This is a genomic window from Variovorax sp. LjRoot290 (assembly GCF_964253985.1).
GTDB lineage: Bacteria > Pseudomonadota > Gammaproteobacteria > Burkholderiales > Burkholderiaceae_C > Variovorax.
Window position 1 is genome coordinate 1,383,934 of the sequence record NZ_CAXURW020000001.1, and the last position, 12,420, is coordinate 1,396,353.

A 12,420-nucleotide genomic window follows, 5' to 3' on the forward strand; every position below is an offset into this window, starting at 1 on the left:
GCCAATTGTGCTGCGCCTTGGTTTTTTCAGCCGACGCGCAGCACGGCCTTGTCGGGCAGCGTGCGCCAGATGGTCCATTCGCCTCGGGCGATGTGGTGCGTGGGCACCGCCGCCGTGGTGGCGTCGCCGTACTGCACGATCAGTTCCCGGCCCTTGAGCCGCAGCGTGATCTCGAAGCCCGGCCAGTGCGCCGGCACGCGCGGCGTGAGCGAGAGCCGGTCGCCGTGCACCGCCAGGCCCAGCAGGGTTTCGACGGCGGCGCGGTGCAGCCATGCGGCCGAGCCGGTGTACCAGCTCCAGCCGCCGCGGCCGACGTAGGGCGCGGCGCCGTAGATGTCGCCGGCCATCACGTAGGGCTCGAGCTCGTAGGCGGGGCCGCGCTCGGGATGGCGCGCGCGGTGCGCCGGGCTCAGGCCCTCGAAACTGTGCCATGCGGCTTCGGTGTCGCCGGTGAGCGCCTGTGCCATCAGCGCCCACACCGCGGCATGCGAATACTGGCCGCCGTTCTCGCGCACGCCCGGTGGGTAGGCCTGGATGTAGCCCGGGTTGTTGGGCGAATGCGCCAGCGGCGGATGCAGCAGCTGCAGCAGGCCGGCGGGCTCGTCGTGCAGATGGGCCTTCATCGATGCGAGGGCCTGCGTGGCGTGGTTCGTGTCCGAGGCGCCCGAGAGCACCGACCAGGCCTGCGCGATCAGGTCGATGCGGCACTCCTCGTTAAGCGCCGAGCCGAGCGGCGCGCCGTTGTCGAAGAAGGCGCGCCGGAACCAGGCGCCGTCCCAGCCGGCGCCGTGCAGGGCGGCGATCCAGCCTTTGCGCGCGGCCTGCCAACGCTCCCCGCGTGCCTTCTCGCCGCGCGCCTCGGCAAAAGGCGCGTAGCGCTCGACCACGCTGCACAGGAACCAGGCGAGCCAGACCGATTCGCCGCGGCCTTCGTGGCCGACGCGGTTCATGCCGTCGTTCCAGTCGCCGGTGCCCATCAGCGGCAGGCCGTGGACGCCGGTCGCGAGGCTGCGGTCGATCGCGCGCGCGCCGTGTTCGTAGACGGTGGCCGTGTGGCTGCTGGTCTGCGGTGCGTAGTAGGCGTCCTCGGCGCCGTCGGGGATTCCGGGGCCGTCGATGAAAGGCACGACTTCGTCGAGCACCGAGCGGTCGGCCGTGACTTCGACGTAATGCGAGGCGGCATAAGGCAGCCACAGCAGGTCGTCGGAGAAATGCGTGCGCACGCCGGCGCCGCCGGGCATGTGCCACCAGTGCTGCACGTCGCCCTCGGGAAACTGGCGCGCCGCGTTGACCAGGATCTGCTCGCGCAGGCGCGCCGGATCGGTCAGCGCGAAAGCCATCGCGTCCTGCAGCTGGTCGCGGAAGCCGAAGGCGCCGCCGGCCTGGTAGAAGCCGGCCTTCGACCAGAGTCGGCACACCAGCGTCTGGTAGATGAGCCAGCGGTTGACCAGCGCATCGAACAGCGGATCGGGCGTGCGCACCTGCAGGCGGCCGAGCAGCTCGTCCCAGAAGCCGCGTGCCGCGGCCAGCGCCTCGGGGACGTCGCGCTGTTGCCAGCGGCGCGCCATCTGCATCGCAGCCTCGGGGTTGTCGGCCTGGCCCAGCATGAAGGTGAAGCTCGCACTCGCGCCGGCGGCGAGCGGGAAGTCGCCGGCCACCGCGGCGCAGGCATCGAGGCCGCTGCCGGCACGCTGGGCCAGCGTGTCGGGCACTTCGACCGCACCGTGCCCGGCGAAGAATTCGCTGCGCTCGCAGGTCCACTGGGTCGCGCCGTTCAAGCCGGCGAGCGCCACGAAGCCGGTGCTGCCGCCGAAGCCGCTGCTCGACTCGCGCTGCTGGCCGAACACCGCGGGCAGGTCCTCGGGCTTCCAGGTGTGGACGGTGCGGCGCTCGCCGCGCGCCGCGCCTTGCTGCCACTCGACCATCGCAAGCGCGCGCAGGCGGCGCGGGCGGGTGCCCTCGTTGCGCACCTTGACGAGCACCAGCTTCATGCGTTCGTCGCGGTCGGCGAAGAAGGTGGTCTCCAGCGCGACGTTGCGGTGCAGGCATTCGAACACCGTGTAGCCCTGGCCGTGGCGCACGCGGTGCTTGGCGGCAGCGCCGCCGCGGCTGGCCGGCGTGAGCGGCAACAGCTCGCGCGAATCGAGGTCCTGCAGCAGGTAGTGCTCGAAGGCCGGGTCCTGCACCGGGTCGTTCGACCAGGGCGTGAGCTGGTGCAGGCGGCTGTTGACAGCCCAGGTGTAGCCGGTGCCCGATTCGGAAATCTGGAAGCCGAAGGAGGGGTTGGCGATCACGTTGATCCAGGGCCGCGCCGTGCGCCGGTTGGGATCGACCTCGAAACGGAACTCGCCGCTTTCGGCATCGAAGCCGCCCCGCGGCGCCGTCACCGCATCGGCGAGCTCGGCCGCGGGCGGCAGCAGCGAGAGCTGGACGCGCGGGCCGAGATCTTCCGCCGCCGGGCCGGCCGAGGTCGCTTCGCGCAGCGCCGCCACCTGCATCTCGAGCGAGCGGCCGTCGGCGGTGAAGACCGCGCGCGCCAGGCTCGACAGCGCCGCTTTTTCCGAGGGCGCCACTTCGTGGTCGCGCAGCAGGTAGAAGCCGGCCGCGTCGTTGCGCGGAAAGCTGTTCTGCGTCTGCTGCGCGACGCGGCTGCGCAGCACCTCGATCTCCCGCTGCAGCGGCATCAGGTAGGAATTGGGCTCGCCGTTGAGCACCACCAGGTCGCAGGCCACGCCGCCGAAGCCCCACCAGGGCTGGGCGCGCAGCAGCGTGTCGACCAAGCCCTTGCCGGCGATCGAGTGGATGTAGACCAGCACGATCGGCTTGTCGCCCGAGATGCCGAAGCGCCAGATCTGGCGCAGGTCGATGAGGCCGCGGTCGCGCATCGGGCGCGGCGTGGTGTAGGTCAGGATGGTCGTGAGGTCCTGCAGCGCCTGGTTCTTCGCCGGGTCGATGCTGAGGTCGCGCAGGCGCACCTGCGCCAGCGTGGCGGCCATGCGCGTCGCGCGCTCGACGTGCATCGGCTGCAGGTAGCGGTCGATGCTGGGCATCAGGGCTTCCACGTCCTCGTCGGCCGCGGTGGCGAAGGTTACGCGTGCCGTACCGCCCGGCGGGATCTCGAGGCGCACGCGCAGGCAGGCGATGGGATCCAGCCCGCTGACCGGCGTACCGTCGGGCGCTGCCGATTGCGGATCGAGGGTCGGCGTCGCGAGCGTGCGGTTGCGCCCGATGAAGGCGCGCCGGTCGGTCATGCAGTCGACCGACAGCACCTGCGCATCGACCGAGGCCACGAAGTGCGCAGCGGCCACCACCGGGTCGCCGTGCAGGCGCGGCTTGCGCGTCAGCAGCAGCGCGCGCCAGCCGGGCTCCCAGCGGCTCTCGACGAAGAGGTTGGCGAAGGACGGGTGCGCCTCGTCGGCCTTGGGGTCGGAGAGCACCGGTTCGAAGTACGAGACGAGCTCCAGCGTGCGCGTCTCGCTGCCGGTGTTGTGCAGCGCGACCGTGCGCAGCTCCGTGTCGTCTTCGGGGCTGATCAGCACCGTGGTGCGCGCCTGCAGGCCGGGCCCGCTGGCATCGAACTGCACCTGGTCGGCCAGGAAGCGCGCGCGGTAGCGCCACTCTTCGCCGGGCGCGGGCAGGGCGGTCAGCGAGGTGAGCGTCGGGCTGCCGATGTCCCGCACATAGAAGAACGTGCCGTAGCCGTCGCGCAGCGGATCGTCGCGCCAGCGGCTCACGTTGAACGAACGCCAGCGGCTCACGCCCGCGCCGTTGGCGCGCAGCGCCACGGTGTAGTGGCCGTTCGACAGCAGGTGGGTGGGCTGGAAGCCGGGCTCGTGAGGATCGACCACGCGCGGCTGGAAGATCGGCGGCGCCTCGCCGGTGCTCGGCTCGGGCGGCATGCGCGGATCGGCGCTGCCGATGATCTGCCGCGGCGTGCGCTCGTGCAGCAGCGACTCGTGCGCCCGCACCAGCGGCGCGCTGCCGAACCAGCGGCGCGGCGCGCCGTCGCACACGACGTTGCACAGTGCCACCAGCGCCATGCCGTGGTGGTGGGCCATGACGTTGTGCACCACGGTGAAAGGCTGGCCCGCGGGCTGGCGTGAGGCGGTGAAGTCGATCGCGTCGAAGAAGCCGAACTCGCCGCGCCCACCGAGCGATTCGAGCAGCCGCAGGTTGACCACCGCATCGGCCGGCGCGAGCACGGCGGCCATCATGGTGGCGTAGGGCGCGACCACGCGGTCGGTGGGCGGCGTGCGGCGCAGCGCCAGCCGCGGCACGCCGAAGGGCGAGTACTGGAAGGCGAGCGAATGGTCCTGCGCGAAGTAGGCCGACTCCGAGACGCCCCATGGCAGGTTCTGCATGTTGCCGAAGGCCTGCTGCTCGCTGACCGCCGCGAGGTTGGCCACCTGCAGCAGGCCGCCCACCGGCTCTGCCATCACCAGCGTGGGCATCAGGTACTCGAACATCGAGCCCGACCAGGACTTGAGCCCGGGCCGTACGCCGACCGAGAGAAAAGGCCGCCCGAGCGCCATCCAGTGGCGTCGCGGCACGTCGCCCTTGGCGATGGCGAGGAAGCTCAGCAGCCGCGCTTCGGAGGCGAGCAGGTCGTAGTAGCTCGCATCGAGCTCGTTCTCCTCGACCCTGAGGCCGATGTGGAACAGGTGGCGCTTGGCGTCGTAGAGCCCGCGGAAATCCATGCCCGCGCACAAGGCCTCGCAGCGCAGGGCGAGGGCTTCGAGTTGCGCGCCGGCGCCGCTGCCGTCGGCCGCGAAGCTGCGGCAGGCCTGGGCCACGGCCAGCAGGTGGCCTGCAAGGTTGCCGCTGTCGACGCTGGACACGTAGGACGGCAGCAGCAGCTCGAGCGAGCGCGTGTCGTACCAGTTGTAGAGATGGCCCTGGTGCTTGTCCATGCGGTCGATGGTGTCGAAGGTCGCCTGCAGCCGGGCGACGAGCGCCGTGGTGTCGAGCCAGCCGAACTCGCGTGCGCAGCAGCTGGCCAGCAGGTACATGCCGATGTTGGTCGGCGAGGTGCGGTGCGCGATGGTGGGCTCGGGTTCGAACTGCAGGTTGTCGGGCGGCAGGTGGTTGTCCTCGGGCCCGACCACCTGCTCGAAGAAGCGCCAGGTGTCGCGCGCCAGCGTTTCGAGGTAGTTGCGGTGCTCGGCGGCCAGCGTGTCTTCGTTGCCCGCCGGTACGCGGCTGCCCCACCAGGCCGCGACCGGGGCCAGCGCCCACAGCCCGAACAGCAGCATGCCCAGCCACGGATGCGGGCTCCAGAACGCGGCCGCGGCGAGTGCGATGCAGACCAGGCTCGCGATCGCCCCGTTGCGCAGAAAGGGCGCCAGCTGGTAGCTGGCCTGCGCCTGCGCCTGGGCCGCAGTGGTCCATTCGAGCAGGCGCCGGCGGCTCACCGCCAGGCGCCATGCGGCGCGCACCATGGCATCGAGCAAGAGGCGGCTCTGCGCGGCCAGCTGGACGAACTGCCAGGCCGCGCCGGCTATGGCGCGCAGCAGCTCGGTGGAACCGACGTCGAAGAAGTGGCGCAGCTCGATCGAGCGCCGCGTCGGCACCAGGCCCGCCAGTGCGCCGAGCATGGGGCCGAGCATCAGCGCCGCCGCGACGGCCGCGAGCGCCCAGGGCAGCGGGAACGCATCGGTGAAGACGACCCACGCGAGCAGCGCGGTCGATGCCGGCACCACCAGCGCACGGCGCAGGTTGTCGCTCATCTTCCAGAGGCCCAGCGCATCGATGCCGAAGCGCGGCGCGCGCAGCATCAGAGGCAGCAGTTGCCAGTCGCCGCGCGCCCAGCGGTGCACGCGCGAGGCCGCCACACCGGTGTGATGCGGATGGTCTTCGATCAGCACCAGGTCGCTCACCACGCCGCAGCGCGCCACCGCGCCTTCGAGCAGGTCGTGGCTCAGTACCGCGCCGTCCGGCAGGCGCCGGTCCAGCGTCGCATGGACGGCGCGCACGTTGAGCAGACCCTTGCCGGTGAAGGAGCCGCTGCCGAACACGTCCTGGTAGAGGTCGGAGGCGCTGCTGCTGTACGGGTCGAGCCCGCACTGGCCGGCGGACAGCCAGTGGAAGAAGGAACGTTCGTTGCGCTCCGGGAAGGGCGTGACGATGCGCGGCTGGAAGATGCCGAAGCCCCTCACCACACGGCGGCTGGCCAGGTCTAGCTGCGGCGCATTGAGCGGATGGGCTGCCACCGCGACCAGCTCGCGCAGCGCGCCGGGCGGCAGGCCGGTGTCGCTGTCGAGCGTCAGCACGTAGGGGATGCGCTCGGCCAGCTGCAGGCCGGGCGCCAGCGGCAGGAAGCCGCTGTCCTCGCCCGCGGCCAGGAGGCGCAGCAGCATCTCGAGCTTGCCGCGCTTGCGCTCCCAGCCCATCCAGCGCTGCTCGGTCTCGCACCAGCTGCGCGGGCGGTGCAGCAGCAGGAAGCGCGGCACCGTCCCTGGCGGCGCGGGATAGCGGTCGTTGAGCGCGGCAATGCGCCGCAGCGCGTCGTCGAGCAGGGTGGCATCACCGGGCAGCGAGGGTTCGACGGCATCGGCCCAGTCCGTCAGCAGCGCGAACTGCGCCTGCGCTTCGCGGTTGGCGAGCCAATGCAATTCGAGCCGGTGCGCGAGCTGGACATTGGCCGCTTCCGAACTCAGCAGCGCCGGAATGGCAACCAGCACCCGGTGCACCTCGGGAATGCCGTGCGCGAAATCGAGCCGCGGCAGCGGCTGGACGCGGGTCGATTCGGCCATGATGCGGTGCACCAGCGCGATGACCGCTTCGGACAGGGGCCAGGCGAGCAGCACGAGCGCGACCAGCGCCTGCCAGGGCGCATCGGGCCAGCCGCTGCGGTTCAGGCCCTGGACCGCCGCCGCCAGCAGCAGCGCCGTGCCGGCCAGCACGGCCAGCACGTAGAGCGTCGGGCGCCAGGCGCGCAGCGCGCTCAGGCGCGGCGCGATGCGCGCTGCGCCGGTGCCGTCCGCCGGCGCCAGCGCAAAGCTCAGGGCCGGAAGCCCTTGCCCGAACAGGTAATAGCCGGCGGTGCATTCGGCCTGCGACCAGCGGGTCTCGGCATCCCCATCCTCGGGCGGATCACAGGCCGCGTCGAAGGCCAGGCGCACCACGGCCTGCGCGACCTCGCGCTCAGGCCGGCGGCTGGTGCGTGCCACCTGCTCCATCGCATGGGTGATCTGCTGGCGCGTGAGCTCGCTTTCGCGCGTGAAGCTGGGCAGCTCGCGCAGCACGCGCAGCGAACGGCTCACGGGCTCGATCAGGTCGGCCCACTCGACCTGGCCGATCATGCGCAGCGTGGTGATGATGTTGCCGACCGTGAGGTTGGCGGCGGCCTGCATCGTCTGCGCCTCGCTGACCAATGCCGGGCCGTTCGGGCAATGCTGCTCGGTCCACTTCAGGAGCGCGGGCGCATCCTCGCCATGCTCGACCGGCAACTGCAGCCACAGCTGGGTGAGAAAGCGTTCCTGCATGCCGCGGCTTTGCAGCGCGCGGTAGAGCACGTCCAGGTCCTGCGCGGAGAGCCTGTCGGCGGCGTCCCAGGCCGCATGCGCGACCTCGCGCGCCACCTTGCTTTCGGCAATGCCCTCGGCCACACGCCGCAGGTTCTCGAGCAGCACCACGCGCAGCGTGGTCGGCAGCGCCCACAGTTCGCCGAGCGTGAGCTCGTCGATGTCCTGGTAGGCATTGAGGAAGGCGGTGAACAGCTCCTGGTTCAACACGCTGTCGGTATGCGCCACGTAGGCCCAGGCGATGCCGTAGACGCGCGGCAAGCCCGCGAGCGGCGGCGCCGCGAGCTTGGGCAGGCGCGCGTAGTAGCTGCGCGGCACGCCCTCGCGAATCTGCTGCAGCTGCGCCTCGACCAGGTGGAAGTTGTCGAGCAGCCATTCGGCCGCCGGCGTGACGTAGCGTCCGCTCTGCGAGATCAGGGCGATGTAGTCGAAGGCGCTGCGCAGCGATTCGAGGTTGCGATCGACGCGCGGGAAAAAAGGCGTGGCGTCACCGCGGGAGTCCTCGCTGCGCACGACCTGCGCCCGGGCCAGGCTGTGGCCGTGCTGCTCGAAGCGCTGCGCGCCGAACAACTCCGCGCGGATCGGCGGCTCGACCGCTTCGTAGGGCCCGAGAAGAAGATTGCGCGCGTACTGGCTGAGGGAGTCGAGCCGGTCGACGACCACCGCAGCGCTCAAGCGACCGCGTACAGCCCGATGAGGAGAACCACGGCCAGGCAGGCCATCGTCACGATGCGGCCGGCGGCGGCCGAGCGCATGCGCTGCAATCTGCTCTTCACCGTGAACCATCGCCCCTGTGCGCGCGCGCAATGTCGCATGTGCGATGCCAGCGCGTCGAAGTCGCCGCTCACAAAGTCGACCTTGGCATGGGTGAGGGAGTGCGGGGAAGACATGGCGAAGATTCCTGTGAACGAGCCTTGAGCTGCCGCGCGATTGCGAGAACTTTGAACGTAGGGGACAGGGTACTCTTCCTTCAAAGCCCCTAATTTCTGCTTCGCCGGATGTTCACGTAGGAGGCGGCGCACATGGCGCGTTTTCGCCGTCTCCTAACCGGTCTAGCCGGTCTAGCCGGTATTTCGCAGCCCCGCCGCCACCCCGTTGATCGACATGTGGATGCCACGTTGCAGCCGCTCGTCGTCCTGTCCCGCGCGCCAGCGGCGCATCAGCTCGACCTGCAGGTGGTGCAGCGGATCGATGTAGGGGAAGCGGTGGCGAATCGAACGCTGCATGTCGACGTTGCCTTCGAGCCGCTGCTTCGCGCCGGTGATCAGCGTCAGTGCGTCGGAAGTGCGGTGCCATTCGGCATCGATCATCGAGAACACCTTCTGGCGCAGCTTGCGGTCGGCCACCAGTTCCGAATAACGCGAGGCCAGGGCCAGGTCGCTCTTGGCGAGCACCATGTCCATGTTCGACAGCAGCGTGCTGAAGAAGGGCCACTGCGCGACCATGCGCTGCAGGAGCGCCTGCCGCTCCTTGCGCGCCGCGGCGCTGCCCGCGGCCGCGAGGAACTGCTCGATCGCCGAACCGAAGCCGTACCAGCCCGGCAGCGTGAGCCGGCACTGGCCCCAGCTGAAGCTCCAGGGCACGGCGCGCAGGTCTTCGATTTTTCGGCTGGGGTTGCGCGAAGCGGGGCGCGAGCCGATGTTGAGCTCGGAGATCTCGCGGATCGGCGTGGCGCTGAAGAAGTAGTCGCCGAAGCCGGGTGTCTCGTAGACCAGTTCGCGATACGCCGCCATGCTGGCCGCCGAGAGCTCGCCGGCAGCCGCCAGAAAGCTTGCGGGCGCGGCCTTGGCGGAGGGCAGCAGGGTGGCTTCCAGCGTGGCGGCGACCAGGGTTTCGAGGTTGCGCCGGCCGATCTCGCGGTTGGCGTACTTGGAGCCGATCACCTCGCCCTGTTCGGTCAGGCGGATCTGGCCGCGCACCGTGCCGGGCGGCTGCGCGAGGATGGCCTGGTAGCTCGGTCCGCCGCCGCGTCCCACCGTGCCGCCGCGGCCGTGGAACATGCGCAGGCGGATGGAGGTCTTCGATTTCTTGTTGAGCTCGTCGAACAACGCCACAAGCGCGGTGCCCGCGCGATAAAGCTCCCAGTTGCTGGTGAAGATGCCGCCGTCCTTGTTGCTGTCGCTGTAGCCGAGCATCACGTCCTGCTCGGCGCCCGAGCGCTGCACCAGCGCCTGGATGCCAGGCAGGGCGTAGAAGGCGCGCACGATCGGCGCCGCGTTGCGCAGGTCTTCGATGGTTTCGAACAAGGGCACCACGATCAGGTCGCAGGTGGCGTTCTCTTCCAGCGTGCCGCGCAGCAGGCCCACTTCCTTCTGCAGCAGCAGCGCCTCCAGCAGGTCGCTGACGGTCTCGGTGTGGCTGATGATGTAGTGGCGGATGGCGGCCGCGCCGTAGCGCGCGCGGGCCTTGCGGGCGGCGGCGAAGATCGCGATCTCGCTTTGCGCCAGCGGCGAGTACTCGGCATCGGGCACGCGCAGCGGGCGGGCGTCGTCGAGCAGGCGCAGCAGCAGCGTCTGCTTGGCCTCCTCGGCCAGCGCGGCGTAGCCGGGCTCGATGCGCGCGGTGGCGAGCAGTTCGGCCACCACGGCCTCGTGCTTGTCGGAGCTCTGCCTGAGGTCGACCGTCGCGAGATGGAAACCGAACACCTCGACCGCGCGGATCAGCGGGCGCAGGCGCTGCGCGACCAGCACGGAGCCGTGCTTGTCGGTGAGCGAGTCTTCGATGGTGCGCAGGTCGGCCAGGAATTCTTCGGCCTGCGTGTAGGGGTTCTGCGGCGCGACCGCATGGCGCGCGGCCTCGCCGCCGGTGAGTTCGCGCAGCGTGGCCGCCAGCCGCGAATAGACGCCGGTCAGCGCGCGGCGGTAGGGCTCGTCGACGCGGTGCTCGCTCTTGTCGGGCGAGCGCTCGGCCAGCGCCTGCATCTCGACCGACACATCGACCAGCGTGGCCGACAGCGACAGCTCGCCGCCGAGGAAGTGCACCTCGGTCAGGTAGTGGCGCAGCGCCAATTCGGCCTGGCGGCGCAGCGCGTACTCGAGGGTTTCGGCCGTGACGTTGGGATTGCCGTCGCGGTCGCCGCCGATCCACTGGCCCATGCGCAGAAAGGGCGCGATGGCGCCCTGGCCCAGCGCCGCTTCGAGCTCGGCATAGACGCGTGGGATCTCGCGCAGAAAGGTGGCTTCGTAGTAGCTCAGCGCGTTCTCGATCTCGTCGGCCACGGTGAGCTTGGAGAAGCGCAGCAGCCGCGTCTGCCAGAGCTGGGTGACGCGCGTGCGCATCTGGCTTTCGTTCTCGGCGTACTCGCGCGGCGTCAGCGTGTCCTTCTTTCCCGCGAAGGCATGCTGGTGCAGCTTGATCTCGTCGCGTGCCGTGAGCAGCTGCGCGATGGCGCGCTCGGCGTCGAGGATGCTCTTGCGCTGCACCTCGGTCGGATGGGCGGTGAGCACCGGCGACACGTAGCTGTGGGCGAGCGACTCGACCACGGCCTTCGGCGCGATGCCCGCCTTGCGGATGCGTGCCAGCGCGACCTCGAGGCTGCCCTCGGCGTTCTCGCCGGCGCGCTCGGCCTCGGTGCGGCGCCGGATCTGGTGGCGGTCCTCGGCCAGGTTCGCCAAGTGGCTGAAGTAGGTGAAGGCGCGGATCACGCGCACCGTCTCGGCCGCGCTCAGGGCCTTGAGCAGGTTCTTGAGCGCCCGGTCGGCCGCATGGTCGGCATCGCGGCGGAAGGACACCGAGAGCGTGCGGATCTTCTCGACCAGCGCGTAGCTGTCTTCGCCCTCCTGCTCGCGGATCACGTCGCCGAGGATGCGGCCGAGCAGGCGGATGTCGTCGATCAGCGGCTGTTCGTCGCTGTTGCGGCGCCTGGGTGCGGAAGCGGTGGTGGGGGCTGTTTTCATTCGAAATTTCTCCTCGTCGGACCCGATTGGCGCATGCGTTGTTGCGATGCAACATGCTAGCATTCCACCGATCCCCCACAGCAATGGAAATGGCCTTGAGCAACATCGTGATCGCCACGCGCGAGAGCCGGCTGGCCCTTTGGCAAGCCGAGCACGTGCAGTCCCTGCTCCAGGCCCGAGGCCATACGGTCAGCCTGCTCGGCATGACCACCCGCGGCGACCAGATCCTCGACCGCTCGCTCGCCAAGGTCGGCGGCAAGGGCCTGTTCGTGAAGGAGCTCGAGCTTGCGCTCGAGGAAGGGCGCGCCGACATCGCGGTGCACTCCCTCAAGGACGTGCCGATGGATCTGCCCGAGGGCTTCGCGCTGGCCTGCGTGCTGCCGCGCGAAGATCCGCGCGATGCGCTGGTGTCGCCGCGTTATGCCTCGCTCGATGCGCTGCCCCAGGGCGCGGTCGTCGGCACTTCCAGCCTGCGCCGCGTGGTGTTGCTGCACGCGCTGCGGCCCGACCTGCGCATCGAGCCGCTGCGCGGCAATCTTGACACGCGCCTGCGCAAGCTCGACGAAGGTCAATACGACGCCATCGTGCTCGCCGCGGCCGGACTCAAGCGGCTCGGCCTCGAGGGCCGCATCCGCGCCGTCTTCGAGCCCGATGCGATGCTGCCCGCGGCCGGGCAGGGCGCGCTCGGCATCGAGGTGCGCTCCGATCGCGCCGACTTGATCGCGCTGCTGGCGCCGCTGTCGAAGCAGAGCGACTGGCTCGCCACCACGGCCGAGCGCGCCGTCAGCCGCGCCATGGGCGGGAGTTGCTCGATGCCGCTTGCGGCCCATGCACGCTGGCAGCCCGACGGCAGCCTGCGCATCGACGCGGCCTGGGGCGACCCCGACGCGGCGGCGCCTTTGGTGAAGATTCACGCGCTGGCCGAAGCCTCAGACTTCGCGCAGGCCGATGCGCTGGGCGTGGGTGCCGCGAAGCTGCTGCGCGACGCCGGCGCTCACTGA

4 protein-coding genes are annotated in these 12,420 nt (G+C 70.4%); 1 reads left to right on the forward strand and 3 read right to left on the reverse strand.

Annotated elements, in window-relative coordinates; translation table 11 throughout:
* Window positions 1-26 precede the first annotated feature (26 nt).
* From ACSQ9A_RS07015 to ppc, 3 genes are all read right to left on the reverse strand, one after another.
* On the reverse strand, window positions 27-8,198 hold the full coding sequence (locus ACSQ9A_RS07015; protein ID WP_436303138.1) for a GH36-type glycosyl hydrolase domain-containing protein: 8,172 nt from the start codon (window positions 8,196-8,198) through the stop codon (window positions 27-29).
* Complete coding sequence (locus tag ACSQ9A_RS07020; protein WP_093106673.1) at window positions 8,195-8,413, reverse strand: hypothetical protein; 219 nt, start codon at window positions 8,411-8,413, stop codon at window positions 8,195-8,197. Before ACSQ9A_RS07020 ends, ACSQ9A_RS07015 begins: the two co-directional genes overlap by 4 nt.
* A 171-nt stretch (window positions 8,414-8,584) precedes the next feature.
* Window positions 8,585-11,419, reverse strand: a complete 2,835-nt coding sequence (ppc, locus tag ACSQ9A_RS07025; protein ID WP_436303139.1) for a phosphoenolpyruvate carboxylase — start codon at window positions 11,417-11,419, stop codon at window positions 8,585-8,587.
* Window positions 11,420-11,508: 89 nt separating this feature from the next.
* Here ppc and hemC point away from each other — a divergent pair, with 89 nt between their 5' ends.
* Window positions 11,509-12,420, forward strand: coding sequence for a hydroxymethylbilane synthase (gene hemC, locus ACSQ9A_RS07030; RefSeq protein WP_436303140.1), 912 nt, complete (start codon window positions 11,509-11,511; stop codon window positions 12,418-12,420).

What these genes read in the sequence shown, in the direction of transcription:
- ACSQ9A_RS07020 (WP_093106673.1), bottom strand. Translation starts at nt 8,413, where the DNA reads ATGTCTTCCCCGCACTCCCTCACCCATGCCAAGGTCGACTTTGTGAGC.
- ppc (WP_436303139.1), bottom strand. Translation starts at nt 11,419, where the DNA reads ATGAAAACAGCCCCCACCACCGCTTCCGCACCCAGGCGCCGCAACAGC.
- hemC (WP_436303140.1), top strand. Translation starts at nt 11,509, where the DNA reads ATGGCCTTGAGCAACATCGTGATCGCCACGCGCGAGAGCCGGCTGGCC.